Source organism: Streptomyces deccanensis (genome assembly GCF_022385335.1).
Lineage (GTDB): Bacteria > Actinomycetota > Actinomycetes > Streptomycetales > Streptomycetaceae > Streptomyces > Streptomyces deccanensis.
The window spans coordinates 297,373-323,724 of record NZ_CP092431.1; the positions used below are offsets into that span (position 1 = coordinate 297,373).

The following is a 26,352-nucleotide window of genomic DNA, read 5'->3' on the forward strand; positions in this document are numbered from 1 at the left end:
CTCCCCCTCCACAAGGTCCTCCACCCCTGGACGTACGGGCCGGACACAGCCAATAGCGGGGGCGGGCGGTGGGCAACGGGGCGGGGCGGCAAACCAGCCGTTCTTGCAGCTGCTGGCAGCGCCAAGAGCGCACGTGGCGGCGCAGCCCGACGGGATCTCACGGCGCCCCAGCCCCACGGGGTCTCACGGCGCGCGGCCCTGGTCCGGCAGCCGCTCCAGCGTCGCCGAGATCGCCGCCCGGCCGACGGCGTCGACGAGTGCCTGGCCGATCACCGAGACGGGCTCGCGGGCCGGGAGGACCAGGCCGATGCGTTCCGTACGGACCGGGCGGACCAGGGGGACGGCCTGCATCCCCGCGGGGACGCCGAAGACGTGGAGCCACGCGTGCGGCACGATGCTCGCCCATTGTCCGGATCTGACCTGCGCGAACAGAGAGGCGATCGAGTCGGTCTCCACCCGCGGGGTGACGGAGACGCCGACCGCCTCGAACGCGGCTTCGAGTACCTGTCGCCCCTGCATCCCGGGATGCAGCAGGCACAGGGGGTACTGGGCCGCGTCCTCCCAGGAGATCTCGGCCGGGCCGGCGTCGTGGGCGGAGCGCTGGATCAGGAGGACGTAGCGCTCCTGGTACAGCGGGACGTACTTGAAGCCGTGTGCCACGACCGTGCTGTGATAGGTCACGGCGGCGTCGAGTTCGTACGCGCGGAGCCGGTTCACGATGTCCTCGGACCGCAGGTCCGCGAAGACCTGGACCGTGGCCATCGGGTTGGCGGCGCAGAACGGCTGGGTCAGCAGCGCGACCGCGGTGGACGCGGTCGGTACGGTCCCGATCCGCAGCCGGCCGCTCAGCCCGGCCCGCAGGGCCTGGATCTCGCCCCGCATCGCGTCACGGTCGGCGAGGATGCGTTGCGCCCACAGGACGACGCGCTCGCCCTCGGGTGTGAGGCCGTCGAACCTGCGCCCCCGCTGGACGAGCGGGATGCCGAGGTCGTCCTCCAGTTTCCGGATGCCCTCGGACAGGGTCGGCTGGGAGACGTGGCAGGCCTGCGCCGCCTTCGCGAAGTGGCGGGCGCGGGCCAGGGCGACGAGGTACTCGAGTTGGCGCAGCAGCACGTGCCCATGATCCACCGCATCGGGCCGTCCGGCACCGGCACGGGTCACGTGCACTGATCGGCGTGGCCTGTCAGCCGATAGGAGATTCCGCTTTGACCTGGACCGACGCCCTGCCGAAGAGTGTGTGGGACGCGTGGGCGAGCTCACCGCCCGGCACGGAGAGGGCGTGGTGCTCGATGCGGGACTTCGACGAACCGGTGCGCGACTTCGACGCACCGATTCGGGACATCGACGCACCGATTCGGGACTTCGACGAACCGGTCGAGGACGAGCTGTCGGTGTCGGCTCCCAAGACCTGGGCGACCGGGGCGCCCGCGGTCGTCCACGCCCTGAAGTACGCCTTGGGCCAGACCTCGCCGAAGCGCACCGCGCTGACCCTGCTCAACATCAACCAGACCAAGGGCTTCGACTGCCCGGGATGCGCCTGGCCGGAGCCCGCCCCCGGGCAGCGGCATCGCAATGAGTACTGCGAGAACGGCGCCAAGCACATCGCCGACGAGGCGACCTCCCGGCGGGTGACCGCGGACTTCTTCGCGCGGCACTCGGTCGACGAGCTGAGCCGGAGATCGGACCACTGGCTCAACCAGCAGGGCCGGCTGACGGAACCGATGGTGCTGCGCGAGGGCGCGACCCACTACGAGCCGATCGGCTGGGACGAGGCCCTGGATCTGCTCGCGGGTGAACTGCGCGCGCTGGACCATCCGGACGAGGCGCTCTTCTACACCTCCGGCCGCCTGGCCAACGAACCGGCGTTCCTGCTGCAGCTGTTCGCGCGCGCCTTCGGCACCAACAACCTGCCGGACTGCTCCAACATGTGCCACGAGTCCAGCGGTTCGGCCCTGAACGAGACGCTGGGCATCGGCAAGGGCAGTGTGGGCCTCGACGACCTCTACGACGCCGACCTGGTCTTCGTCGTCGGGCAGAACCCCGGCACCAACCACCCGCGCATGCTGTCCGCGCTGGAGGAGACCAAGCGGCGCGGCGGCCAGGTCGTCGCCGTCAACCCGCTGCCGGAGGCGGGGCTGCTGCGCTTCAAGCACCCGCAGAAGGCGCGCGGTGTCATCGGTCGCGGTACGGACATCGCCGACCAGTTCCTGCAGATACGTCCCGGCGGCGACCTGGCCCTGTTCCAGGCCCTGAACCTGCTGTTGCTGGAGGCCGAGGAGAAGGAACCCGGCACGGTCCTGGACCGGGAGTTCATCGAGGCGCACACCACCGGCTACGACGCCTTCGTCGAGCACCTGCGCGCCACCACGTCCTGGGACGCCGTCCTGGAGGCCACCGGGCTGACCCGCGACGAGATCGAGCGGGTCCACGAACGCGTCCTCGGCAGCCGCAGTGTGATCGTCTGCTGGGCGATGGGCCTGACCCAGCACAAACACGGCGTGCCCACCATCAGGGAGGTCGTCAACTTCCTTCTGCTGCGCGGCAACATCGGCCGTCCGGGAGCGGGCGTCTGCCCGGTTCGCGGGCACAGCAACGTCCAGGGCGACCGCACCATGGGCATCTGGGAACGCATGCCCCAGGCGTTCCTGGACCGGCTCGCGGCGGAGTTCCATTTCACTCCGCCGACCAGGCACGGTCTGGACTCGGTCGACTCCATCCGGGCCATGCGCGACGGCCGCGCCAAGCTGTTCATCGGTGTCGCCGGGAACTTCGTACGTGCCGCGCCCGACAGCGACGCGACCGAACGCGCGCTGCGCAACTGCCGCCTGACCGCACACATCTCGACCAAGCTGAACCGCTCGCACGCGGTGTGCGGCCGTACCGCCCTGGTCCTGCCGACGCTCGGCCGCAGCGACCGGGACGTCCAGGCGGGCGCCGAGCAGTTCATGACGGTCGAGGACTCCATGAGCGAGGTCCACGCCACCCGCGGCCGGCTCGCGCCCGCCTCGCCGCACCTGCTGAGCGAGGTCTCCATCATCACCCGCCTCGCCCGCCGGCTCCTGGGTCGTGAACCGGGCATCCCCTGGGAGGACTTCGAGGCCGACTACGACACGATCCGCGACCGGATCGCCCACGTGGTCGACGGCTTCGAGGACTTCAACGAGCGGGTGCGGCGCCCGGGTGGCTTCCGCCTTCCCAACCCGGTCAACGAGCGGGTGTTCCGCACGCCCAGCGGCAAGGCCGTCTTCTCCGTCAACGACTTCACGATGCTCCGGGCGCCCGAGGGTCACCTCGTTCTGCAGACGTTGCGGTCGCACGACCAGTGGAACACGATCCCGTACGCCCTGGACGACCGCTACCGAGGCATCAAGGGCGGCAGGCGCATCGTCCTGGTGAACCCGTCCGACCTCACCGCCCTCGGTCTCCCGGACTGCAGCCTCGTCGACCTGGTCAGCATCTGGTCCGACGGCTCGGAACGCCGGGCCGCCGGCTTCCGGGTCGTCGGCTACTCCACGCCCCCGGGTTCGGCCGCCGCGTACTACCCGGAGACCAACGTCCTCGTCCCCCTCGACAGCGTCGCGGACATCAGCAACACCCCGACATCGAAGAGCGTGATCGTACGCCTGGAGCGGCGGCCGACGGAGAATCCATAGGTTGGCGTCGGGGGCCGGGTGCGGTGGGCGGCCGTCCAGCAGTGGGAAGCGACGGGGGCACGGGCACCGCGAACTTCGCGTTCATCCACGTCACCGCTGCCGAGGGCGAGGCGAACCAGATCACCATCAGCCCCTCGGGAAGCACCGTCGTCATCACCGATGCCGGTGACACCGTCACCGCCGGCACGGGCTGCGGGATGTCGTTGACGCGCCGAACGCGGTGGGGCGTCGTCTTTCGTGGGGCCAATTTCAGTCACACCTCTGTTGCCTGGCCGGATCCAGTGCCAAGCTGTGGCCAGGTGATCTCCACTCCCCCGTTGGGGGTCACCACCCCTGGCCCCGCCCGCGCGCTCCCGCCTGGGCGGGGCCGCGCCGTCCCTCCCGCCCTCCCTACGGGAGGGCCGACGGCTGCGCGCGCACGGCAGCCCTCACTTCCGCGGCACGAGGTGGGGTGACGCTCTCACGGCCGTACGACCCGCCAACCCGGCGGACGACGCCACCCTGTTCGGGGACAGGCTCGCCCTGTCGCGTGTCGGGTGAGGGCTCGGTCCCCTGTGGCGATTGCCGGTCGGGGACAACGCATTCCGAGGGACGAGCGTCAAACTGAGCGGAGCCCGCCTGCGCGGGCCGCTGGGTGGGGACGGTCGGACCGTACGGGCCACGCGACAGCGGCAGTTCGGTCCGCCCGTCACGGCGCCGACGGGCGAAGCCGGTGACGATCGGGGGCGTGGGGTTGAGCGGAGTGGTGATCCATCTTCCGGGAGACGAAGAGGGGAACAGGAGCGGCCCAGGCCAAGACGTGGGGAACGGGACCCACGCCGGGGCCGGGCGGCGACCGGAGCGCGATGCGGGGCCGGTGACCCTGCGGCTGGGAGCGGGTGACGTCGCCCGCTTCGGGCGCGGCTCGGCCGAAAGCCCGGTGGAGCTGCGGCTCGGTGATCCGGCGGTCTCGCGGCTGGCGGGCGAGATACGGGTGACCGAGGACCACTGGCAGCTGAGCAACTTCAGTGCCACGCAGAGCTACTTGGTGGAGAACCCGGAAGGGGCGGGAGAGTACTTGCGCGTCCCACCACGCCGGGCAGGGGCACCCATCCCCTTCGAGTTCGCCCGGGTCGTCCTGCCGACCCGAGGGGCGACGGTGAGCTTCCAGGTGTTCGCGCCGGATCACGTGTACCTCGACCCCGACCACGCACGAGGCGCGGACGGCCGGTGGGGGACGCAGACCCTCACCGCCTACTCGCTGGACGAGACCGCCCTCTACTTCCTGGTCCTGGTCGCGCTCTGCGAACCCCGGCTGCGCGACGAGTCGGCGATCGCCGTGCCGACCACGCCCCAGGTCGTCGAGCGGCTCAGCGGCCACCCGGAGCACCGGGGGCTCACCGCCCGCGCCGTCAGCTCCCACATCGACTACCTCGCCGAGGAGAAACTCCGGCTGCGCTGCCCGGCCCCCACGGACGCGGGGCAGGGTGCCCGCCGCAACGGCAAGCGCGAGGCGATCGTCGGGCTCGCCCTGCGCTTCGGGCTGGTCCGCGAGGAGCACCTCAATCTGCTTCCGCCGCGCGTGGCGGAAGGGGCACGGGCGAGGGCGGGCGCCGAGTGAGCGCGCCCTCGGACCAGCTCCCGGCCGGCTACCGGGTGGGCGGTTGGGAGGTCGCACAACGGATCGCGAACGGGGGCTGGGGAACCGTCTACGAGGGCCGGCCCGCGAGCATCATGGGCACGGGCCCGCGAGACGGGCAGGAGGACGGGCGCGAGGACGGGCAGGAGGACGAGCGGGACGATCGGCGGGAGGAAGTCGTCGCGCTGAAGTTCCTGCCCACCGCCGGGCTCGCCCCGCGTCAGGCGCGCGCTCTCGTGGAGACCGCCCGCCGGGAGACCGAGTTCGGGCGCCGAGCCCGCCATCCACGGCTGATCCGGATGCTCGACTCGGTCGTGCTCAGTGAACCCGGCGACCCCGTTCTCGACGGAGCCGTCGTCCTGGTCATGGAGCGGGCCGAGCACAGCCTCCGTCAGTACCTCGAACGGGACGGGCCGGGACCGACGGAGCGCGAGAAGTCGCGGCTCCTGGCCGAGATCTGCGAGGGGCTGGCCCATCTGCACGGCATCGGCTGGGTGCACGGCGACCTCAAGCCCGACAACGTACTGATCATGGCCGACGGTTCCGTCAGGCTCTCCGACTTCGGTCTCGCCGCGGAGTTGGACAGCACCCACGGCACCCACGGTTACACACCGCCCCTGGGCACCCTCGACTATCTGCCCCCCGAGCGCTGGAGAGCCCCACTGGGCGAGCGCGGCGTGCAGGTGCGGCCAGGCGACGACATCTGGGCACTCGGCATCATGATCCACCAGTTGTTCGCCGACGGAACCTCCCCCTTCCCCGGGGCCACCCCCACGGCGCGCGGGGCAGCGGCGCAGGAGTACGCCCAAGGGCGCGCGCCACTGCGACTGGACAACGCGCTGCCTCCGCTCTGGCGGGAGTTGGCCGCCGGCTGCCTGGCCCCGACGCGCGCCGAGCGCGCCGTCCACACTGCCGAGAGCCTGCTCAAGCGCATACGGACGGCCCCGGTTCCGATACGGACGGCCTCGGTCCCGGCGGCGACGAGATCGGGCGGACGGCGGACGAAGACGCTCCTCGGCCTCGCCGTCGCCGCCGCGTTCTGCGGGGCGGCCGCCGCCGGTTGGACGTACAGCGCGGAAGAGGAACACGAGGAGCCGCCCCCGTCCCGGCCGGCGGGCCGCATCACCGTGCACAACGTCGTGGAACTCTGCCGCGACCGGGCCGACGACCGCCTCCCCGCCTGCAGCCTCGGCCTGGCCGTGGATCCCACGCTTCCCTATACCGTCGAGAACGTCGTGGCGACCCGGGTGTGGCACGACGACGTCCTCTCCGTCGACTGCCACCTCCCCCGGGGAACCCCGGTCACCGACGAGAACGGCACCGGCTCCACCGGATGGTTCCGGGTCCGCCTCCCGGACGAGGCACCGTACGGCACGGCCTGGCTGCCCGCTGTACGGACCACGGATCGCCCGGTGCTGCCCGCGTGTTCCTGAGCCGCCACCAGGGCACTTCGTTGGTCGCGGCGCAGTCAGTCGAAGTCGAAGGTGGCGACGACCGGGGCGTGGTCGGACTCGGGGTACTTGATGTCGGTGGCGAAGGCGATGGAGTCGTCGTGGAGGATCTCGTTGTGGATCTCCGAGCCGCGGTAGTGGGCCAGGAGGTTGCGGGTGACGAGCATGTGGTCGATCATCTGGCCGCGGCCGTGGTGGAAGAGGGTGTAGCGGGCCTCGCCGGGGATGGTGTGCTCGATGGGGACCAGGACCCTGGTGGCGAGGTCACCGTTGTTGGTGTCCTCCACGTTGCCGCAGATGGCCAGGACCGGGACCTCTTCGGGTTCCGCGTTGAAGTCACCGGCGACGATGATGCGTGCGTCCGGGTCGTCGTCGAGGATCTGGTCGACGAGACGCCTGACTTCCAGGGCCTGGCTCATGCGCTTCATGGACGACAGGAAGCTTCCCTCGGCCCAGCTGTCGGCACTGCTCCAGATGCCCTTGACGGGATCGATCACCCGGCCGGGGATGTCGCTGGGGATCTTGGACTTCAGGTGCACGTTGATGATGTGCAGCAGGCGTCCGGGGGCCTCGTGGTCGATGTCGATCTGGGCGTGCAGGATGGGCCGTTCGATACCGATTCCGACGGCTGCCGCGTCGGGGGGCTCGGCGGTGAGCCGCTGGTAGCGGGGCTCCTTGACCAGATCGTTCTTCAGCTGCTGGTGCTTGATGACCGGCAGGTGGGTGGCGATGACGAGGTTGCGTACGTCGTAGACGGCGTCGCTCGCGGGCTTGGTGCTGGTCAGTGACGCGCCGTCGAGGTTGGTCCCGGCGAGCAGTTCCTTCAGCGCGAGCAGGTCGCGCGGCTGGCCGGGACGTTCCTGACCGTGGACTTCCTGGAAGCAGGCGATGTCCGCCCGCAGCCGCGTGATCTGCGGTTTCATCAGCGCGATGCGGTCAGCCAGCGAGGGGAGGGGCTGACGCGGGGGCGGCTCGTCGAAGTTCTCCAGGTTGAAGGTGGCTATGCGCATGCGTGTCACCGGTACCTCCAGGGTTCGCCGTGGTCGAGATGCGTGAGTCGGTGCGGCGCCGCACTGGGCGTGCACGGGTCCCGCTCGACGCGCTGCCTGGCAGCGGGGCGCGGTGAAAGTGATCTCGTTTCACCTGGGGATAAGCACCAATATCGCACGAAACGCGGCGTTTCACCTGTTCTGCCCACGGCGAGGCCGGTCACCGCGAACCGGGCTGGTGCGTCCTCGTCACCGACCCGGGCTGGTGCGTCGTAGTCACCGCAACCAGCCCCGTACGCCCGGCCGTTCGCCCGGCGTTCGCCCCGACGTACACCCTGCCCTTCGCCCTGCCCTTCGCCCTGGCTACTTGTCCCAGATCTTGCGGTAGGCCTGGCGGTAGCCTTCCGAGTCCCACGACAGGGCGCCGCCGCTGTTGGCGGCGGTGGTGATGTGGACGGGGGCTACGTAGGCGCTGGCGGGCTCGCCCGCGAAGGCGCGGTTGAACTCGTCGACGATCTGCCACCCCTGTTCGGACAGGGGCTCGGGCACCGTGGCGGACTGGAACTGCCGGCCGTTGATCCGCTCGAAGGCCGACGGATCGCCGTCACCGGCGCCGATGTTGTACGGGGGGCCGCCGCCCTGGTGCCCGGCGGCGCGCAGCGCGGGCGCCGCGTGGTCGAAGTACAGGTCGTTGATGGCGGCGGAGTAGGACCATCTGTCGCCGAAGCGGGACCGGAGGGCGGCGACCCTGTCGACGGTCCTGCTGCCGGCCTGGGGGATCGGGATGTCCTCGTAGCTCAGCAACTCGACATCGGGGCAGGTGGCGAGTTGCTTCTTGATCAGGTCGGACTTGCGCTTGGCGAAGGGTATGGAGGCGTCGGTGAACAGCACCACCCCGGCGCGGCCGCCCGAGCGGGCGATGATCCAGTCGGCGCTGATCCGCGCGACGTCCTCGACCCTGGTGGTGACGTTGCTGAAGAGCTTCGGACGCGTGCTGGGCCCCGGGGTGGCCGTGGCGTGCCAGCCGATCAGGGGGATGCCGGCGGCGTTCGCCTGCTGGACCTGCCTGGTCACGGACTTGGGGTCGAAGCCGCCGATGACGATGCCGGAGGGTTTCAGGGCGAGGGCCTCATCGAAGGCCTCCCGGATACCGGCAGGGGTGCCCTGTCCGTCGATGGTGCGGACGTCCCAGCCGATGACCTTGGCCGCTTCCTGCACACCTTTCGCGACCCCGGAGACACCGGGATTGGTCATGGTCTGGGCGACGTAGGCGATGGTCCTGCCGGGAACGGCCTTCGGTCCGGTGGTGGGGCCGCCCCAGGGGGCGTTGATGTTCTCGGCCTCCTTGACCGCCTGCTTCGCCTCGGCGAGGACAGCGGGACAACCCGGCTTCCGCGCACCGACGGTGGACGCGTCGGTGGTCGAACCGCTGTCACAGCCGGCCAGGGTGGTGGCCGCGACCAGGAGCGTGACGGCTGCCGCGGTCGCTCTGCGGGTGGAGTGCACGGGGGTCTCCTCAACTGGGCACGAGGGGGTACGGATTGCGTGGGGGGAGGAGAACAGGCCGACGGGCGGCCGGAATCGCAACGGCGGCAGCACCCCGGGCCGCTGCCCGGCGGGGTGTCGCGGTGGGAATGTAGCAGGGCCTCGACCGGGTCGCTCCACGGGAGGCACTACCGCTCAGTAGGCGGGTGCGAACAATTCGTAATCAATTCTTGATTACGCACAGGCTCAAAGCGATCACACAGGCGATAGTGTCCGACCGACCCGATTCGGACACATGACGTGATCCCATCGCTCATGCCCCCCTGTCCGCTCGCTCGAGCCCGGCGACACCGCGGTCACCACTCACCGAACAGCGAAGGAGGTCAGCGTGCCCACGAACACGGTGGAGCCGCCGCCCGGCCGCACGGACCGGACTCCTGTGTTCCGCCGCAGGGCGGTCTCCCTTCTCGCCCGGTGGCCGTTCCGGCGAAAACTCAATGTGCTCGTCGTCGCGCCCGTGGCGGTCGTCGGCACGCTCCTCGGCGTCGGCGTCACGGGTCAGATCGACCAGGTCCGCGGCGCCGACCGGATCGCCGAACTGGTGCGTGACAGCGAGCAGGTCGCGGCGCTCGCCAACGACATCCAGGCCGAACACCGGCTGGCACTGCTGCTGTCCGTGCAGTACGAAGCGGCCCGGCCCGGAGCCTCCCAGCCGTCGACGACGGCCTACCGCGAGGCGCAACAGGCCACCGACGAACGGGCCGCGGCCGTGCGGGCCGCGTTCGGGTCGAGCCTGCCGGCCGAGGAGAAGCAGGCGCTCGAGTACATCGCCGGCCTGGACTCCCTGCGCGACAAGCTCGCCCGGGACTACGTCCCGGCCGCCAACATCGACCCCGCCTACGCCGCCGCGGTCGGCTACCTCATCGACGGCATCGGCCTCGACCGCTTCGCCGCGACCTCGCAGTCCTCGGTGACCAACCTGCTGGACGCCGTACTGCGGGCGGACGCCGCCCACGCGGCCTTCGAGAGCGCCGTGTTCTCCGCGCAGACCCATGACGCGAACGCCCTCACGGAGTACACGCGCGCCGTCGGCGCCCATGAACTCTTCACCCACCAGTCCGAGCGCTTCGGCCGTATCGCCGAGCCGAAGCAGGTCCTGCTCATGGGCGGCATCGAGCGCGGGGCCGAACAGAACGCCCTCACCTCCCAGTTCGCGGAACTGCAGGTCGATCCGGGAGCACTGCAGTCACAGAGCACGGGCGAACTGCGCGAGAAGATCGCCGCCGGAGAGCGGCAGGCCGACACACGCCTCGGCATCACCCGGACCCTGATCAGGCAGACCGCGGCGCAGGCCGATGCCCTGTCCGAGAACGCCCTGTACAAGGCGTGGTTGATGCTGGGTCTGGCGTTGCTCGGATTCGCCGCCTGGCTGGCGTTCTGCGTGCTGGTCCGTCGCTCGGTCGTCCGCCCCCTCATGGCCCTGACCGGTTCCGCCCAGCGGGTCGTCGCGGCCGCGGGCGAGGAACTGGCCCGCGTCGCGGACGACGAGTCCACCGACACCGCCCCGTTCCGGCCGCAGGCCATCCCGGTCCCGGTCCGCGACGACATCGGCGAACTCGCCGAGGCGTTCAATCATGTGCAGGTCACCGCCGCCGCACTGCTGGAGAGGCAGATGCTGAGCCGACGCAACGTCGCCGAGATGTTCGGCAACGTCGGGCGTCGGGTCAGCAATCTCACCACCCGCCAACTGTCCCTGATCGACGCCGTGGAACGCGAGGAGACCGACCCCGAACTCCTAGACCGGCTCTACCGCATCGACCACATCGCGGTACGGCTCCAGCGCAACGCCGACAGCCTGATGCTGCTCGCCGGGATCCGGGAGACGGACGTCGAGGCCCGGCCGACCACCCTGGCCGACGTCATACGCTCCGGCCTCGGCCGCATCGAGGGGTTCCAGCGGGTGTCCCTGCGGTCCGAGACGGACATCACCGTCGGGCCCGACATCATCGGCGATCTGACCCTGCTGCTCGCCGAACTGCTGGAGAACGCCGTCTCGTTCTCCCCGTCCCACACCCCCGTCGAAGTGGTCGTGCGGCCCGGCACCGATGTCACCAAGGACGGCGGCGCGCTGATCGAGGTCATCGACCACGGCCTCGGCATGAGCGCGGAACGCCTCGCCGAGGAGAACGCCCGCCTCGTCCGACGGGAACGGCTCGACCTGGTGCCGACCAAGGTGCTCGGCCTCTTCGTGGTCGGCAGTCTCGCCCGCCACCTCGGTCTTCACGTGACCCTGAGCCGTACACCGGGCGGTGGTGTCACCGGCACCGTCTGGATCCCCTCCGAACTCCTGCTGACCATGGGGCCGGACGACGGCACGACGCCCGGGACGGGAGCGGCGCCCGCCACGGGGCACGAGGGGACGGCCCCCGCACCCGTACCGGTACCCGCCGCCGTGCCCGTTCCCGAACGGCGGCCGACGATCGTGTCACCCCACAGCGACCTGCCCCGGCGCGTACCGTCCCGCCTCGGCCCGAACTCCGCCGCCCCCGAGGGGACGTCACCGACGGCCGCCCGTCCACTGCGGCGACGGGTCCGCGGCGCGACGCTCACCGTGACCACCCCGGCGGCCGACCGAAGCACCCCCGCGCCGCGCCGGCCGCTGGACGCCGACGCCGTCCGCTCCGAACTCGACGAGTTCGAGGCCGCCGTACGCAGGGCGGAACAGGACGCGACCGCGCCCCCGAACGAGACCGGCACCACCGCAACACCGGAATCCCCAGAAGGCCAGAAGGAGACGGGCAGTGACGACGTCGACAGGTGACAGCACCTCCGAACAGGCGAATCCCGCCGACCTGCGAACCGCGGCGGCCGATTTCACCTGGCTGCTCGACCGGTTCGCCACCGATACCGCGGGTGTCGTGGACGCCATCGCGGTGTCGTCCGACGGACTGCTGATCGCCGTCTCCCAACTACGCGACAGGGCCGACTCCGAGCGGCTCGCCGCGATCGTGTCCGGCGTCACGAGTCTCGCCGCGGGCGTCTCCGGCAACTACAGCCTGGGCGGCCTCAACAAGGTCATCATCGACCTGGAGGGAGGCCATGTGCTGGTCTCTGCCATCGGCAACGGCGCCGTACTCGGAGTGGTCGCCTCCAAGGAGGCGAAACTGGGCAACATCGCCTACGAGATGACCCTCTTCGCCAACCGTGCCGGGGCCGCGCTCACCCCGCAACTGGTGATGGAACTCAAGAACAGCGTCGGCTCCACACCGGCCGGCTGACCCCCATCCCCGCGAGGCAGGAGGTCGTCATGGCCGACGCTGGACGAGAACCACTGGAAGCAGCACAGGACATCACGGGCGGCCCGCCCGAACCGGTCGACCGCGCCCCCGCCGTTCGGCCGTTCCTGCTGACCGCCGGCCGGGTGTCGGGGGCGGGCAGGGCGGCGCCGATCCCGATCGAGACGCAGATCGTGGCGACCTCGGACGGGCTCTCCGTCCTCGGCACGCTCGCCTTCGAACACCACGACATCGTGGCCGCCTGCCGGCAGCCGCAGTCCGTGGCGGAACTCGCCGCCCATCTGCGCCTGCACCTCAACGTCGTCCGGGTGCTCGCCGAGGACCTGTGTGCCGCCGGGCACCTGGCGGTCCACGTGCCCAGCGCCCGGACCGCCCAGGACATCACCGTACTGCGAAGGGTCATCCATGGTCTCCGTGCCGTCCCCGACTCACGGGACACGCTCCGTGACAGCGGTTGAGCCGCCGCCCCTGCCGGTCAAGCTGGTCATCGCCGGCGGCTTCGGGGTCGGCAAGACCACCACGGTGGGCTCCATCTCCGAGATACGGCCGCTCACCACGGAGGCCGCCATCACCGAGGTCGCGGCAGGCGTCGACGACCTCACCCTGACACCCGGCAAGACCACCACCACCGTGGCCATGGACTTCGGCTGCATCACTCTCGACCCGACGCTGAAGCTGTATCTGTTCGGGACACCGGGCCAGGACCGCTTCGGATTCATGTGGGACGACGTGGTCGAAGGCGCGCTCGGCGCACTGGTCATCGTGGACACCCGCCGCCTCGACGACTGCTACGCCGCCGTCGACTACTTCGAGCACAAGCGCATCCCCTTCGCCGTCGCCGTCAACGCCTTCGACGGGGAGGTCGAACACGACCTGACCGAAGTACGGTGGGCACTGGACATCGCCGAACACGTCCCGCTCGTCGTCTTCGACGCACGCAGGACCGGCTCCGTGCGCGACGCCCTCCTGGTCGTGCTCGACGTCGCCCTCACCCGCGCCGAAGCGACCGCGACGACAGCGACGACCTGACTGCCGCGCCCTGCCTGTGAGCCGCACCGGCCGAGAGGAGCCAGCACCCCCATGTCATGGCGACGATCGAAGACGGGTCCGGACCACCGCCCGCCGATGCGGCTGCAGCCGTTGACCCGCACCGGGGCACAGCAGATCGAGCACTGGTTCGACCATCCCGAGGTTCGGAGTCGCCTGGGCGGCCGGTCCTGGATCCACCGTCAGCTGAGCCTGATCGGTCAGGACCCCGGCATCCCCTTCCGCGGCGCGACGGTGCTGCGCTCCCACGGGTGGATCGGGCTGGATCCGGCGGGCACGCCGGTCGCGTTCGTCCTCGGCGACGTCTACGACCGCTGGGTCCGCTACCACGGCGAAGGCCCCGAGGGCCCCCTCCTGTCCGACACCGACCCCCGGCGCGCCATGGGCCTGGCGTACGGGGTCGACCCCGAGCGGTGGCGTCGGGGACACGGCCGCTCGGTCCTCCGCGCCGTCCTCGTCCACCCCGACATCGGCGACGTCCAGACGTTCTTCTGCGGCGTCGAGCCCGACAACCACGCCAGTCGCGACAGCGCCGAAGCCGCCGGCTTCACCCTCGCCGACGTGGAACCGGACCACGAAGGGATGCTCTACTACCGCCGCGCCCGCCCAGGTCGATCAACCAGCCCACGCTGACCCCTGACCGGGCGCCACCGACCCCTCCGCCCCCTCGGCGCGTCCCCGGACCTCGTTGCGGAAGTCGATCGGGGTGCGGCCGGCGCGTTGCATGAAGAACTTGCTGAACTGGGAGGGCGTGACGAAGCCGAGGTGGTCCGAGATCTGCGCCGCGCTCTCGTCGCCGTGCGCCAGCAGACGTTTCGCCTCCAGCACGACCCGGCGGTCGATGAACTCCTTCGCGCTGAGCCCCGCGCCCGCCAGGGTCGCCCGGGCGAGGGTGCGTCCCGAGTAGCCGAGCATGTGGGCGTAGTCCTCGACGCGTCGGGTGGCGGTGAAGTGCCGTTCGACGGCGTCCCGGAAGCGCAGATAGGTCTCGTCGGGTTCCGACGCCGGGCTGCCGACCGGGACGGTGAGATGGGCCAGCCGCAGCAGGAGCACGGCGAGGAGGTGACGCAGAGCCGCGATGTGCAACTCCAGGGGCAGATGGCCGAACGACTGGAACTCGTGACGCAGGTGGTCCGCTGCCATGGTCACCGCCTCGGCGTCGGCGGCGACGGGAGTGGTGACGACCGGTGCGTGCGGATCGTCGACCCTGGCGGCTGTCGCCGTGGCCGGGTCGAGCACGTCCTGCTGGAAGAGGATCAGGGTGCCCTCGGCACGGGTGAGGTCGCCCCACTGGTGCACCTGGCCCGGGCGTACCCACAGCCAGGAGCCCGGGTGCAGGGCGTAGCCGGCGAAGTCGACGACGTGCCGGAGGTCGCCCGCGGTGAGCGTGAGCAGATGGTGGAAGTCGGGGCGCTGGGGCCGGGCGAGGGTGTGCTCGGAGACGCGGCGCCGTAGCTCGGCCAGCGACATGACCTCGACGCCCGCGGGCGTGCCGGCGGGCGCGGCGAACGGGATCTCCGGGATGTCGCGCGGGGCATGGTGTCGGCTTTTGGCCATCATCAGTCGCAAGTTTATGCAGTTACCTCCCCGCCCTCGGTGGAAAGCTCACCGTCGTCACCCATGGAAAGGCGTACGCATGTCCGAAACAGCAGCCGCATCCGCCGCCACGACGGTCGTCACCGGCTCCACCGGTCGGCTCGGTGGGCGCGTCGCCCGGCGCCTGGCCGAGCGAGGCATCCCGCAGAAACTCCTGGCCCGCAGCCCGGAGCGAGCCCCTCGGCTGACCGGGGCGGTCGCCGTGCGCGGTGACTACGCCGACCAGGGCGCCGCGCGGGAGGCCCTCGCCGGAGCCCGCACCCTCTTCATGGTCTCCGCCTCCGAGAGCGCCGACCGCCTCGCCCAGCACAAGAGGTTCGTGGACGCCGCGGCGGAGGCGGGTGTGCGGCACCTGGTGTACGTCTCCTTCTACGGAGCGGCACCCGACGCCACCTTCACGCTGGCGCGCGACCACTTCCACACCGAGCAGCACATCCGCGCGAGCGGACTGGCGTACACCTTCCTCCGGGACAACCTCTACGCCGAGTTCGTCCCCGATCTCGTCGGCGAGGACGGTGTCATCCGAGGCCCGGCCGGAAGCGGGCGCGCCGCGTTCGTGGCCCAGGACGACATCGCCGACGTGGCCACCGCCGTGCTGTCGCGGCCGGACGACCACGCGGGCATGACGTACGACCTGACCGGACCCGAGGCGCTCTCGCTGGACGACGCGGCCACCGTCCTGTCGGAACAGCTCGGACGCGCCGTCACCTACCGGCAGGAGACGGTCGAGGAGGCCTACGCCTCCCGCGCCTCCTACGGCGCTCCGGCCTGGCAGCTGGATGCCTGGGTGTCCACGTACACGGCCATCGCCTCGGGTGAACTGGACGGCGTCAGTGATGCCGTGCCCCGTCTCACCGGGCGTCCCGCCACGCCCCTCGCCGACGTCGTGGGCGCCGTGACGCGCTGATCCACACCACCAGAGACCCAGGCGTGTCGTTTTTTGACAATCAACGGTCGCTGTTCCTGCGGGGTGACGGGACGCCGTCGGCATAGTTTGAACACATCGCCGCCGGACCATCGATCCGTCCCGGCCAGGTTCCCGAGCCAAGGAAGACAGTCATGAGCAACGCGAAGAACGCCGTCCTGCGGGCCGCCGACGAACTGTTCGGCGACAAGGACCCCTCCGCCGTGGACCGCTGGGTCGCCGTGGACTACACGCAGCACAGCGCGCTCGCCGCCGACGGGCCCGAGGCCCTGCGGGGTCTCGTCGCCGGCCTCGGCGAGGACTTCCGCTACGAAGGCGCCCGGGTCATCGCCGACGGCGACCTGGTCGCCCTGCACGGCACCTACCACGGCTTCGGCCCGGACCCGCTCGTCGGGTTCGACGTCTTCCGGGTCGACGCCGACGGCAAGCTGGCCGAGCACTGGGACGCCCTGACCCCGCTGGTCGGGAACACCGTCTCCGGCCGCTCCCAGACCGACGGCCCCACGGACGTCACCGAGACCGACAGGACCGACGCCAACCGCGCCCTGGTGGCCGAGTTCGCCGAGAAGGTCCTCATCGGCGCCGACTACTCGGTACTCACCGACTACATCTCCACCGAGACCTACCACCAGCACAACACCGACGCCGCCGACGGCCTCGACGGCTTCGGCGCGGCAGCGGCCAGGTGGGCCGAGCAGGGCAAGAACCTCGTCTACAAGAAGGTCCACCGGATCATCGCCGAGGGCGAGTTCGTCCTGGCGCAGTCCGAGGGCGAGTTCGGTGTGGCGGTCGCCTACTACGACCTCTTCCGGGTCGCGGACGGCAGGATCGTCGAGCACTGGGACGTCATCGCCCCCGTACCCGCCGAACTGCCGCACGGCAACGGCCTGTTCTGACAGGTCTCGCTGCCGAGGCTCCGGTGAGTGAGCTCGGTACCGGTCATCGTCACCGTTGGAGGGACGGGCGGTCCCCCATCACGATCACCGGGTTCAGGGCGGGGTCGAGCGCGAGCAGCAACTGCTTCATGTGCTGCCGCGACAGGCTCACGCAGCCGTGGGTCGGGCCCCCGTGGTCGACGTGCAGCCAGATGCCGCCGCCGCGGTCCGCGCCGAGGGGACGGGTCCAGTCGAGCGGGGAGGTGCCCGGCTCGCGGTTGTAGTCGATCGCGATCACGTAGTCGAAGGAGCCGGCGAGCGGCTCGCCCTCGAATCCGGTGCCGCCGATGGTGAAGGAGCCGGAGCGGTCGTACGGCAGCTTCGTGCCGGGGTCGGCGAGCAGTCCGCCCGCGTCGCTGAGGGTGAACACCCCGACGGGCGAGTGCAGGTCGCCCGCGCGGTGGTCGTCGGTCCAGCCCCGGAGGGCGTTGTGAGCGGCCCAGGTCTGCCCGGCGGTCCAGCCGTCGTCGGTGCGCTGGTACAGCACCACCTGCGACGTCGAGGAGTCCTTGCCCTTCCCCGTGGCGACGACGACCTGTCGGGCGTCGTCGGGGATCTCGGCGAGCGTCCTGGGGCCGAGGCCCGGCAGGTCGGTCGTCGCGGACGCGCTCGGGTTGTCGGCGTCGGCGTCGGTTTCGGCCTGTGCTTCGACCTGCGCTTGGGCCTCAGCCTGGGTCTTCGCGTCCGGTGCGGCCTCGTCCGGGGCGGGCGCGACGGCTTGGACGTCCCGCGCACCGGCGGGGGACGAGGGGGCGCCCGCCGCCGGTTCGCCGCCGGTAGCGTCCTTGTCGGCCACGGTGACGCCCAGGCCCAGGGCCAGGGCCAGCACCGCGGCCGACACCGGCAGACGGATGCCCGGGGAGAGGAGCAGTCTCATCGCGCCCCGCTCCGGGGCTCGGTGGCGTGCGGTCCCCGTCGGGACCGGGGCGGACGCCCGGTCCGGGGTCGGGGCCGGCCCGGTGCGCTGTGTGGGTTCTCCTTCGTACATGGGGCCAGCGTGGGGCGCGTGGATCAGGAAGTTGTCAGGGTGTGGGAAGAACCGCAACAGCGCCGTAAGCCCTGCTGACGCCGCCTCAGCGCACATATGGTCACCGGCGTGTGCGCATACATTCTGATCGCGGAGGACGACGGCATGCAGGCCGAGCTCATCCGCAGACTCCTGGTCAAGGAAGGCCATACGGCCGTCGTCGTCTCCGACGGGCCGGCCGCCCTCGACAAAGCCCGTGAACGGCGCCCCGACCTGGTGATCCTCGACGTGATGTTGCCGGGCCTCGACGGGTTCGGTGTCTGCCGTGTGCTGCGCCGGGACGCGGACATACCGGTGCTGATGCTCACGGCCCGCTCCGCCGAGGACGATCTGCTGCTCGGCCTCGACCTCGGCGCGGACGACTACATGACGAAGCCGTACAGCCCCCGGGAGTTGCTGGCCCGCATCCGTATCGTGCTGCGCCGCACGCTGCGTCCCGTCGAGGACTCCCCCGTGCTGCGGGTCGGGGCGGTCACCGTGGACCCGGTACGGCACGAGGTCACCTGTGACGGCGCGACGGTCGCCTGCACGCCGGGGGAGTTCGCCATCCTGACCGCCATGGCCGCCGAGCCCGAACGGGTCTTCTCACGCCGCCAGTTGCTGGAGCACACCCGGGGTCACGACCGGGCGTCCACCGAGCGAGCCATCGACATGCACATCGTGAACCTGCGCAAGAAGATCGAGGCCGACCCGCGCACACCCGTACGCCTGCTGACGGTGTTCGGCGTCGGCTACAAACTCGTGGACGGCCAGGCGCCCGCATGACCCGCTCGAACGTGACCGCCGTGGGAGGTGGGACGTCCGTTCCCCGGATCCCCTGGCACCGGAGTCTGCTGGTACGACTGCTGCTCACCTCCGTGGCGATCGCCGTGCTGTCCGTGAGCGCCACCGCCTGGCTCGCGGTGCAGCTCACCACGCGCGCCATCCAGGAGGAACGCGGTCAGGTGCTCTCCGACGACTCCGACATCCTGCGCCGGCTCAGCGGCTATGCCGCGACCCATGCGGAGTGGGACGGCGTCGCGACCACCGTACGCGCGCTCTCCCGCACCCTGGACCGGCGCGTCGCCCTGACCACGTCGGGCGGACGGCTCATCGCCGACTCCGCCGCGCCCGGCACCGCGCTGCCCGTCCGCGCCTCGGCCACCGTCGACCCGCTGCGTACGGACACCTACACCGAGCCCGGCGCCCAGCTCGCCGGAATCGACCCCCGGGCCGTGGGGCCCTTCCGGCTGTCCTCCGCCGAGCGGGAGAAGGTGAGCAAGCTGGCGCAGCGGCGCGCGGAGTGCGCGGAAAGGTTCGGCAAGGGTGGTGCCACCAGAGAGATGCCCAGCGGCCGTACGGTGGTCGTCGCCGACGACGATCCGGGCTCCGTGCTCGCGCAGTGCACCGACGCGCCCGGCGACGCTCCGATGCCCACCGAGCGCAGAGCGCTGGCGGCCCTCGCGCAGCTGATGACCAACTGCCTCCCCAACGACTGGAAGCAACTGGTCCAGGCGGACCCCGAGATGCGGGAACTCTTCGGCTCCGACATCGTTCCGGGGATGTCCGGCCGGGCGATCGGCAACGGCGACCCGCAGGTGCAGAACTGCATCGACACGGCACGCCGCACCCAACTCGATCCCTACGTCGCCCCGTCGGCGATCCTCTACCTCGGCGACCGAGACCAACAGCCGTCGGGCCTCGACCTGTCGTCCGCCAACAAGACCAAGATCATCGGGGTCAGCGGTCTCGTCCTGGCCGTCACGATCACGCTCACCGCGCTCGTGGCCGTCCGTCTCGTGCGTCCGCTGCGCGCCCTGACCGCCGCCGCCCGGCAGCCGTCGGAGCTGCACGCACGGGTCGCGGTCACCACCAAGGACGAGACGGGCTTCCTGGCCGCCGCCTTCAACGACCTGACGGCGCGCCGGGAACGGACGGAGGCCCAACGCAAGGCCATGGTGAGCGACATCGCACACGAGCTGCGCACCCCGCTGACCAACATCCGCGGGTGGCTCGAAGTCACCCGCGACGGCCTGCTCGACCCCGATCCCGACCTCATCGCCTCCCTGCACGACGAGGCGCTGCAACTGCAGCACATCATCGACGATCTGCGCGACCTCGCGGCCGGCGACGCCGGCACCCTGCGGTTGCACCGGGAACCGCTCGCCACGGACGAGTTGATCGGCCAGGTCGCCACCGCCCATCGCAGCCGCGCCGAGGCCGCGGGCGTCCAGCTGCGGGCGGATGCCGAGCCGGGGCTCTGGATCGACGCCGACCCGGTGCGGATGCGGCAGGTGCTGGGCAACCTCGTCTCCAACGCGCTGCGGCACACCCCCGCGCAGGGCACGGTCACCCTCAGCGCCCGGCAGACGGCGGACGAGGCCGTCCTGAGCGTACGCGACACCGGGGACGGCATCGCCCCCGAAGACCTGCCGCATCTCTTCGACCGGTTCTGGCGTGCCGAGAAGTCGCGCAGCCGACGCACCGGGGGCAGCGGTCTCGGCCTGTCCATCGTGCGCCAGTTCGTCGAGGCACACGACGGAACGGTCACCGTCGACAGCACCCCCGGCAGCGGCACGGCGTTCACCGTACGGCTGCCGCGTGTGCCCGAGCCGGAGGGGCCGACCGGGTGAGTGCGGGGCCTGCGTTCATGCCGCCCTTCTATCCGTCCAACTCCCCTCGCCAGTACGGCTCCTGGGGCCTCCAGAGCGGCACCGGGGGTGGAAGGCGAACGAGGGCCCGGCGATGATCGACCCGCTGGCATACTCGGCGAGATGAAATCGATGGACCCCTTCCGCGACGAAGCCCGTGACCGCGCGTTACCGGAGGACGAGGTCGAGCGGTGGCTCGGGACCGTCCGTCCCTGTGTGATGCTGAGCCCCGCCAGTCAGGCTTCGGCCGACGGCGCGGTGGCGGGGCGGCTCGGCGGGCTGCCGGCGCTGCCGGCGGGCGAGCCCGTGCCGGACCTGCCGTTCCTCGCCTCGGTCGACCTCGCGGCGATCCCGCCCGGCGCGACGGACCTCCCGCTGTCGACGGACGGCACCCTGCTGTTCTTCGCGGACACCGAGGACCCGTGGGGCGAGGACGACTGGTCCCGGCTGGTGTACGTCCCGGCCGACGCGCCCGTCTCCGAACGTGCTCCGGACGGGGACTGGCCGCCGCAGGTCCTCCCGGCGCGAGATCTCCTTCTGGCGGTCGACCCCTCGCTGCCCAACCGCGGCTCCGACACGGAGGAGTTCCCGCACGGCGGTGAGCTGGGCTCGGTGTGGTGGAAGACCTGTGGCGAGATGCAGACGGACGGGCCGGTGCAGATCGGCGGCTACCCCTGGGTCTGGAACGCGGATCCCCTCACCGAGCACGACCACGGCCCCGGCGACTGGGTGTTGCTCGCGGAGGTCGGGGGCGAGGACCTGACCGACGGCGAACTGGGCGTCGTCCACTGGGTCATTCGCCGGGACGACCTGGCCGCAGGCCGCTTCACCGAGGCCCGGGCCTGCTTCGACATGGCCGGCTGACGCAGCGGAACGGCCGTGCGGCGGGCTGTCAGACGCGACCTCGACGGCACCAACGGGACCACAGTCCCAACGGAATCGGCGGCATCGGGGGCATCGGCGGCCTCAGCGGCATCGGCGGCATCGGCGGCCTCAGCGGCCTCAGCGGCAGAGCGCCATGACGGTGTCGTCGAAGTCGGGGAACTCCTCGGTGGCCAGCTCGATCACGGCGGCGGCCGGTCGACGCCGGTCCGGTGCGAACCGTTCGGCCACGGCCGTCAGCCGGGGATCCGGGCGCGGGATCTGGTCGGGTTCGTAGGAGGTGGCCGCTTCCCAGGGGCCGAGCCCGTCGGCGAGCAGCCACAGGAAGTCGCCCAGGTCGCGGGCCACGACACCGGTCTCGCCCTCGGAACCGAGGAAGACGACGGGTTGATCGGCCAGGGGGCGGCCCGGCCGGATCAGCCAGAACGCCGCGTACCCGCCCGTGCCGTCCTGGCCGAAGACGCGGAAGGCGTCGCCGTCGAGTTCGCCGTTGCCGGTCCAGGCGCGGAACCAGTCGGTGGTCTCCTCGGCGGACAGGAACGCCTCGAACGGCTCGAGGTCGATCCCGTCACCGCCCTCGTACACGGAGGGAACAGCCAGGGCCGCAGCGAGCGCAGCGGGGAACCGTCGATCATCGGTGGGTGTCACTCGCACAGGTTAGCGACAAGCCGGCCGCCGAACGACCGGACCTGGGTCAATGGTCGACCGCCGGCAGCCGGGCCAGGCCGGCCTCGGTCATGATGCGGTCCACGGTCTCCGCGAGCGTGCTGTCGGCGCCGATGACGGTCTCGATCCCGCCGGGCAGCAGGTCCCGGGGCCGGTACCAGTCCCGCAACCGGGCCCCGTCGACGACGTCGGCGATCGGCTTGGTGGCGTGCCGGACGAGGGTCTCGTCGAACGGGACGTCCAGGTAGTAGCCGTGGGTCGGGCCGCGATGGTCGGCGCGGAGCCGGGCGAGCATGTCACCGTAGCGGTCGGCGTACAGGATGCCCTCGACGACGACATGGAATCCCGCGTCGAGGGCGTAGCGGGCCGTCAGGTCGATCAGGCCGATGTTCGCCGCGCCCGGCCGGTCGTGTTCGTGGAGGACCGTGCGGCGGAGGTTGTCCTGGCCGACCAGGGCCAGTCCACGGCCGAACCTCTCCCGCAGGCCCGCCGCGACGGACGACTTCCCCGAGGCGCTGTTGCCGCGCAGCACGACCAGCCGGGTCTCTTCGGTGCCCACCATCACGCCGATCACGCTACCGATGACCGGTGTCGACGTGGGGTCGATTTCCGCCACCGGGGGTCGGCAACCCTTCGTCCAGGAGTGCGGCCACGGTCTCCGCGCAGCTTCCGCAGCCGCTGCCGGCGCGGGTGCGGTGCCGTAGCGCCGCCGGGTCGGTGCAGCCGCCGCGGACGGCGGAGCGGAGCGTGCCCGCCGGGACGTTGTGGCAGTGGCAGACCACCGTCTCGTCCGGCAGGGGCCCGGCGGCCGTCTGCCGCCCCGGCGGCGGTCCGGGGACGGGCCTATCACAGGGCTCGTACGGCGGTCGTCGCGGCCGGCCGCTCGGGCAGCGCGCTCAGCCGCCGCTCCGGATCAGCGAAGCCGGCGGGGCTGCTCCCTGCCACCCGCACCCACCGCACCCCTCGCCCGCGCCTCTTCGTCGCCCGTGCTCGTGTGTTGTGTCGTCACCGGATGCGGTGGGACTCCCAGAACGGGCCGAGGTCCTCGTCCGTGGCCGCCTGTGCGGCCTTCTTGAACGCGGCCGTGGTGGAGACGCCGTACCAGTGGTCCCGGGCGTACCGCTCGAGGAAGCGGGCCATGGCGTCGGCGCCGAGGACGCGTTCCAGGTCGGCCAGGGCACAGGGGCCCGCCGTGTAGACGAGGTGGTACTCGCCGCGGTGAGCGGACCAGTACGCCATGGAGTTGGTCAGCGCGGCACCGTCGCTCGGCCAGTCGACCTCCGACCAGCAGTCACGGGTCTCCCACCCGTAGAAGCGGGCGTTGGCGTACTGGGCGAAGCTCTCGTCGAGCCACGGTGAGGCGTACTCGTCGTTGCCGACGATGCCGTACCACCACTGGTGCGCCAGCTCATGGACGACGGCGCCGCCCTCCTCGGTGGTGCCGAGCAGGACCAGGCCCGGGTATTCCATGCCGCCGCCGAACCCGGGGGTCATCACGAGGTCGATCTCGCCGTACGGGTAGCGGCCGAACTCCTCGCCGAAGCGGTCGATCGCGGCGACGGCGTCCACGCGGTTGAGGCGTACCCCTTCGGCCGGTGTGTCGCTCGCCCAGTACGACTTCACACGCACGCCGCCGGGTGTGGTCTCCGTGGCGGTGCGGAAGGGGCCCGCCGCCCATGCGAAGTCCCGCACCCGGTGCGCGACGCTCCGTGTGACCGTGCGGCCGGGGCCGCCGGGGAGGGCCCGGGTGCGGCCGGTCGCGGGCACCTTCAGGGTCGACGGGTGGTCGAGCCGGACCCGGAAGTCGCTCGCCAGCGCGTAGAAGCTCTCGCCGAGCGCCACGTACGGGTCGAGGTGCCACCCCTGCGCGTCGTGCACGGCGAGCACCGGGAGGGCGTTGCCGAGGAAGCGGTGGGCGCCCTCGCGGCCGAAGCGCGCGTTGCGGTCGGGCACGGTGAGGGAGACGTCGAAGGCGACCGATGTCCGCTCGCCGTGCCCGAGCGGCCGGGGCAGGGCGATGCGCAGGGCCGTGCACCCCACGCTGAGCGGGTCCGGTGTGCCGCCGTCGACGTTCGACACGGTGACGGGCGCCGGCGCGCCGGGGGTGCCGCACTGGTCCTCGCCGTTGCCCCACAGCCGTAGGTACACCTCGTGCAGCGGCTGCCGGGAGGCGTTGCGGAACGACACCCGCTGCCGCCCCGTCCAGTGACCGCCGTCGGTGTCGGAGCGCAGGGACACGTCGTAGCGGGCGAGGTCCGGCGTCGCGACCGCGCTCCCTCCCGGCCCCGCCGCCGCACCGGCGTCCCGCGCACCGGGGCCGATGGCGACGAGCTGCGCCAGCAGGACGAGCAGGACACTCAGCAGACGACGACGTGACGTGGGCGACCAGATGATTGACGGCGACATGCCATTGGATCCTGCCACAACTCGGCCTGTACGGCGCCGAGTTGGCGCTGCCCTCCTGCGGAGTGACGCGGCTGCTTGACTCTCCCACGAAGGGAGAGTCGAGAGTGGAGCGCATGCACAGGGACGACGCGTCGCGGCCTACATGGAGCATCGGGGCCGTGGCTCGGCAGGTGGGGCTGCCGGTGAAGGTGGTGCGGCACTGGTCGGACGTGGGTGTCGTGACACCCGTCGGCCGGACCTCCGGCGGCTACCGCCGCTACGACACCGCCGGCGTGGCCAGGCTGCACCTGGCCCGCACCCTGCGGGACCTGGGGATGGGGCTCGCGGACATCCGGGCCGCCCTGGACCGCGAGAACGGACTCCCGGAGGTAGCGGCCGCGCATGTCGAGGCTCTGGAGGCGCAGATCCGCCGCCTGCGGACCCACCAGGCCGTCCTGCGCACCGTCACCCGACGTACCACCCACGAAGGGCTCGCTCTGATGACCCGCACCGCCCACATGTCCCCCGACGAACGTCGCGAGTCGGTCCACGACTTCCTCACCGAAACCCTGGGCGATCTGGACGTGCCCCACTTCCGTGAGGGACTCCTCGCGGCCGGCTCCGAGCTACCGGAGGACCCCACCGACGAGCAGGTCGAAGCCTGGCTGGAACTGGGCGAACTGGTCGCCGCCGGGGAACTGCGCCCCGCCGTGCGGCGCATGGCGGAGTACGCCGCCCGTCAGGAGCGGGGAGTGCGGCAGACCTCCGCGGCGGAGGAGATGCGGGCGCTCACCGACACCTGGACCGCACACGTCCGCGAGGCGATGCGGGCCGGCACCGCGGCGGACTCCCCCGCGGCCGACCGGGTCGTCGCCGACATCATCACCGTGTGGCTGCCCAGCCGCGCGAACACCGACCCCGCCGTGGTCGCCGACGGCACCGCGGCACGCGCACTCCTGTGCGAGCAGCTCACCGCCGCGGCCGAACCCGCCGTCGAGCGCTTCTGGCAACTGCTGTGCGTCCTCGGCGGCCGGCCCGCACCCGCCGGTATCGCGGAGGAAGGACGGTGGCTCGTCACCGCGCTGCGCGCCAACCCCGCGCCCGGTGCCCGCGACGCCGTTCTCGCACGTCTCTACGCGGACGGCACCGACCCCTGGCCGGGCGGTGTCCTGCACGCTTTCACGCGCGTCCAGGACACCGTCGGCGCACTCGTGCGCGCGGCGGCGCCGGAACAGTTCGGCCTGCCGACCCCCTGCGCGGAGTGGACCGTACGGGACCTGCTCGACCATCTGGTGTGGGAGAACATCATCTGGGGCGGCCTGGCCCAGGGCACGCCGCCCACGGTCGGCCACACCGAGGACCATCTCGGCGACGACCACATCGCCGCCTTCGAGACCGCCGCCGCCACGGCTCGCGCCGCGTTCCGGCAACCGGGCCTGCTGGACCGCTCCTTCGGTCCCGCTCCCGGCCGTCGTGTGGTCGAGCAACTCCTCGTCGAGCTGCTGGCGCACGGGTGGGACCTCGCGACCGCGCTCGGCCGCGACCGCGATCTGGAGCCCGACCTCGCCCGCGCCGCCCTGCCGGTCGTCCGGGAGATCTACGGCGGGCTGCCCCGCACCGCCGGAGGATCCGTCGCCCCGGCGCGGTCCGCACCCGAGCACGGCCCGGCCCTCGACCGGGTGGCGGCGTTCCTCGGCCGCCGCGTGCCCGAAGATCGCGTCCCCGAGGACCGCATTTCCGAATAGCGGCACGCCGGCGTGGGTCGGC

The 26,352-nt window shown here is 71.6% G+C and carries 23 protein-coding genes; 14 read left to right on the forward strand and 9 right to left on the reverse strand.

Features of this window, described 5'->3' with window-relative positions:
- Positions 1 to 183: 183 nt before the first annotated feature.
- On the reverse strand, positions 184 to 1,113 hold the full coding sequence (locus L3078_RS01430; protein WP_239750095.1) for a LysR family transcriptional regulator: 930 nt from the start codon (positions 1,111 to 1,113) through the stop codon (positions 184 to 186).
- Between the two features lie 239 nt (positions 1,114 to 1,352).
- Between L3078_RS01430 and L3078_RS01435 the strand changes: the two genes are divergently transcribed.
- The 3 genes from L3078_RS01435 (at position 1,353) to L3078_RS01445 (ending at position 6,704) form a co-directional block, all read left to right on the forward strand.
- Positions 1,353 to 3,653 carry an FdhF/YdeP family oxidoreductase gene (locus tag L3078_RS01435; RefSeq protein ID WP_239760161.1) on the forward strand — a complete coding sequence of 767 codons (2,301 nt, stop codon included), beginning with the start codon at positions 1,353 to 1,355 and terminating at the stop codon, positions 3,651 to 3,653.
- A gap of 733 nt (positions 3,654 to 4,386) precedes the next feature.
- The gene (locus L3078_RS01440) at positions 4,387 to 5,253 is read left to right on the forward strand and encodes a serine/threonine protein kinase (protein ID WP_420864154.1); all 867 of its coding nucleotides are present in this window, start codon (positions 4,387 to 4,389) and stop codon (positions 5,251 to 5,253) included.
- A complete protein-coding gene (locus L3078_RS01445; protein ID WP_239750097.1) occupies positions 5,250 to 6,704 on the forward strand; it encodes a serine/threonine-protein kinase in 1,455 nt (484 codons plus the stop codon). Before L3078_RS01440 ends, L3078_RS01445 begins: the two co-directional genes overlap by 4 nt.
- A 35-nt stretch (positions 6,705 to 6,739) precedes the next feature.
- Here L3078_RS01445 and L3078_RS01450 read toward each other — a convergent pair whose 3' ends face one another.
- Both L3078_RS01450 and L3078_RS01455 read right to left on the reverse strand, forming a co-directional pair.
- A complete protein-coding gene (locus L3078_RS01450) occupies positions 6,740 to 7,732 on the reverse strand; it encodes an endonuclease/exonuclease/phosphatase family protein (protein WP_239760162.1) in 993 nt (330 codons plus the stop codon).
- Positions 7,733 to 8,074: 342 nt separating this feature from the next.
- On the reverse strand, positions 8,075 to 9,217 hold the full coding sequence (locus L3078_RS01455; protein ID WP_239750099.1) for a substrate-binding domain-containing protein: 1,143 nt from the start codon (positions 9,215 to 9,217) through the stop codon (positions 8,075 to 8,077).
- Between the two features lie 367 nt (positions 9,218 to 9,584).
- Here L3078_RS01455 and L3078_RS01460 point away from each other — a divergent pair, with 367 nt between their 5' ends.
- Genes L3078_RS01460 through L3078_RS01480 form a run of 5 tightly spaced genes read left to right on the forward strand, consistent with a single transcriptional unit; the run spans position 9,585 to position 14,172 of the window.
- A complete protein-coding gene (locus L3078_RS01460) occupies positions 9,585 to 12,017 on the forward strand; it encodes a sensor histidine kinase (protein ID WP_239750101.1) in 2,433 nt (810 codons plus the stop codon).
- Complete coding sequence (locus tag L3078_RS01465; RefSeq protein ID WP_239750102.1) at positions 11,998 to 12,474, forward strand: roadblock/LC7 domain-containing protein; 477 nt, start codon at positions 11,998 to 12,000, stop codon at positions 12,472 to 12,474. Before L3078_RS01460 ends, L3078_RS01465 begins: the two co-directional genes overlap by 20 nt.
- Before the next feature lie 29 nt (positions 12,475 to 12,503).
- Entirely contained in the window at positions 12,504 to 12,950 is a 447-nt protein-coding gene (locus L3078_RS01470; protein WP_239750103.1) for a DUF742 domain-containing protein, read from the forward strand.
- On the forward strand, positions 12,898 to 13,521 hold the full coding sequence (locus L3078_RS01475; protein WP_239750104.1) for a GTP-binding protein: 624 nt from the start codon (positions 12,898 to 12,900) through the stop codon (positions 13,519 to 13,521). Before L3078_RS01470 ends, L3078_RS01475 begins: the two co-directional genes overlap by 53 nt.
- A gap of 51 nt (positions 13,522 to 13,572) precedes the next feature.
- Positions 13,573 to 14,172, forward strand: a complete 600-nt coding sequence (locus L3078_RS01480; RefSeq protein WP_239750105.1) for a GNAT family N-acetyltransferase — start codon at positions 13,573 to 13,575, stop codon at positions 14,170 to 14,172.
- On the opposite strand, the gene L3078_RS01485 is transcribed toward L3078_RS01480, so the two are convergent.
- Positions 14,155 to 15,099, reverse strand: coding sequence for a helix-turn-helix domain-containing protein (locus tag L3078_RS01485; protein WP_239750106.1), 945 nt, complete (start codon positions 15,097 to 15,099; stop codon positions 14,155 to 14,157). The genes L3078_RS01480 and L3078_RS01485 overlap by 18 nt on opposite strands.
- 76 nt (positions 15,100 to 15,175) lie before the next feature.
- Between L3078_RS01485 and L3078_RS01490 the strand changes: the two genes are divergently transcribed.
- Entirely contained in the window at positions 15,176 to 16,042 is an 867-nt protein-coding gene (locus L3078_RS01490; RefSeq protein ID WP_239750107.1) for an SDR family oxidoreductase, read from the forward strand.
- Positions 16,043 to 16,194: 152 nt separating this feature from the next.
- Positions 16,195 to 16,956 carry a nuclear transport factor 2 family protein gene (locus L3078_RS01495; protein WP_239750108.1) on the forward strand — a complete coding sequence of 254 codons (762 nt, stop codon included), beginning with the start codon at positions 16,195 to 16,197 and terminating at the stop codon, positions 16,954 to 16,956.
- Between the two features lie 49 nt (positions 16,957 to 17,005).
- On the opposite strand, the gene L3078_RS01500 is transcribed toward L3078_RS01495, so the two are convergent.
- Positions 17,006 to 17,872, reverse strand: coding sequence for a L,D-transpeptidase family protein (locus L3078_RS01500; protein ID WP_239760163.1), 867 nt, complete (start codon positions 17,870 to 17,872; stop codon positions 17,006 to 17,008).
- Positions 17,873 to 18,091: 219 nt separating this feature from the next.
- Between L3078_RS01500 and L3078_RS01505 the strand changes: the two genes are divergently transcribed.
- The 3 genes from L3078_RS01505 (at position 18,092) to L3078_RS01515 (ending at position 21,516) form a co-directional block, all read left to right on the forward strand.
- Positions 18,092 to 18,787 (forward strand): response regulator transcription factor, encoded by a 696-nt coding sequence (locus L3078_RS01505; protein WP_239750110.1) that lies wholly within the window; start codon positions 18,092 to 18,094, stop codon positions 18,785 to 18,787.
- Positions 18,784 to 20,634, forward strand: coding sequence for a sensor histidine kinase (locus L3078_RS01510; protein ID WP_239750111.1), 1,851 nt, complete (start codon positions 18,784 to 18,786; stop codon positions 20,632 to 20,634). The genes L3078_RS01505 and L3078_RS01510 overlap by 4 nt, the downstream gene beginning before the upstream one ends.
- 141 nt (positions 20,635 to 20,775) lie before the next feature.
- Positions 20,776 to 21,516 carry a DUF1963 domain-containing protein gene (locus L3078_RS01515; RefSeq protein WP_239750112.1) on the forward strand — a complete coding sequence of 247 codons (741 nt, stop codon included), beginning with the start codon at positions 20,776 to 20,778 and terminating at the stop codon, positions 21,514 to 21,516.
- A 138-nt stretch (positions 21,517 to 21,654) separates the two neighbouring features.
- On the opposite strand, the gene L3078_RS01520 is transcribed toward L3078_RS01515, so the two are convergent.
- From L3078_RS01520 to L3078_RS01535, 4 genes are all read right to left on the reverse strand, one after another.
- Positions 21,655 to 22,182 carry an SMI1/KNR4 family protein gene (locus L3078_RS01520; RefSeq protein WP_239750113.1) on the reverse strand — a complete coding sequence of 176 codons (528 nt, stop codon included), beginning with the start codon at positions 22,180 to 22,182 and terminating at the stop codon, positions 21,655 to 21,657.
- A gap of 46 nt (positions 22,183 to 22,228) precedes the next feature.
- Complete coding sequence (locus L3078_RS01525; protein WP_239750116.1) at positions 22,229 to 22,762, reverse strand: P-loop NTPase family protein; 534 nt, start codon at positions 22,760 to 22,762, stop codon at positions 22,229 to 22,231.
- A gap of 13 nt (positions 22,763 to 22,775) precedes the next feature.
- A complete protein-coding gene (locus tag L3078_RS01530; RefSeq protein WP_239750117.1) occupies positions 22,776 to 22,982 on the reverse strand; it encodes a (2Fe-2S)-binding protein in 207 nt (68 codons plus the stop codon).
- A gap of 223 nt (positions 22,983 to 23,205) precedes the next feature.
- Positions 23,206 to 24,606, reverse strand: coding sequence for a M1 family metallopeptidase (locus L3078_RS01535; RefSeq protein WP_239750118.1), 1,401 nt, complete (start codon positions 24,604 to 24,606; stop codon positions 23,206 to 23,208).
- 158 nt (positions 24,607 to 24,764) lie between these two features.
- Between L3078_RS01535 and L3078_RS01540 the strand changes: the two genes are divergently transcribed.
- Complete coding sequence (locus L3078_RS01540) at positions 24,765 to 26,330, forward strand: TIGR03086 family metal-binding protein (RefSeq protein WP_239750119.1); 1,566 nt, start codon at positions 24,765 to 24,767, stop codon at positions 26,328 to 26,330.
- Positions 26,331 to 26,352 lie beyond the last annotated feature (22 nt).

What these genes read in the sequence shown, in the direction of transcription:
- L3078_RS01450 (WP_239760162.1), bottom strand. Translation starts at nt 7,732, where the DNA reads ATGCGCATAGCCACCTTCAACCTGGAGAACTTCGACGAGCCGCCCCCG.
- L3078_RS01470 (WP_239750103.1), top strand. Translation starts at nt 12,504, where the DNA reads ATGGCCGACGCTGGACGAGAACCACTGGAAGCAGCACAGGACATCACG.
- L3078_RS01475 (WP_239750104.1), top strand. Translation starts at nt 12,898, where the DNA reads ATGGTCTCCGTGCCGTCCCCGACTCACGGGACACGCTCCGTGACAGCG.
- L3078_RS01480 (WP_239750105.1), top strand. Translation starts at nt 13,573, where the DNA reads ATGTCATGGCGACGATCGAAGACGGGTCCGGACCACCGCCCGCCGATG.
- L3078_RS01485 (WP_239750106.1), bottom strand. Translation starts at nt 15,099, where the DNA reads ATGATGGCCAAAAGCCGACACCATGCCCCGCGCGACATCCCGGAGATC.
- L3078_RS01490 (WP_239750107.1), top strand. Translation starts at nt 15,176, where the DNA reads ATGTCCGAAACAGCAGCCGCATCCGCCGCCACGACGGTCGTCACCGGC.
- L3078_RS01495 (WP_239750108.1), top strand. Translation starts at nt 16,195, where the DNA reads ATGAGCAACGCGAAGAACGCCGTCCTGCGGGCCGCCGACGAACTGTTC.
- L3078_RS01500 (WP_239760163.1), bottom strand. Translation starts at nt 17,872, where the DNA reads ATGAGACTGCTCCTCTCCCCGGGCATCCGTCTGCCGGTGTCGGCCGCG.
- L3078_RS01510 (WP_239750111.1), top strand. Translation starts at nt 18,784, where the DNA reads ATGACCCGCTCGAACGTGACCGCCGTGGGAGGTGGGACGTCCGTTCCC.
- L3078_RS01515 (WP_239750112.1), top strand. Translation starts at nt 20,776, where the DNA reads ATGAAATCGATGGACCCCTTCCGCGACGAAGCCCGTGACCGCGCGTTA.
- L3078_RS01525 (WP_239750116.1), bottom strand. Translation starts at nt 22,762, where the DNA reads ATGGTGGGCACCGAAGAGACCCGGCTGGTCGTGCTGCGCGGCAACAGC.
- L3078_RS01535 (WP_239750118.1), bottom strand. Translation starts at nt 24,606, where the DNA reads ATGTCGCCGTCAATCATCTGGTCGCCCACGTCACGTCGTCGTCTGCTG.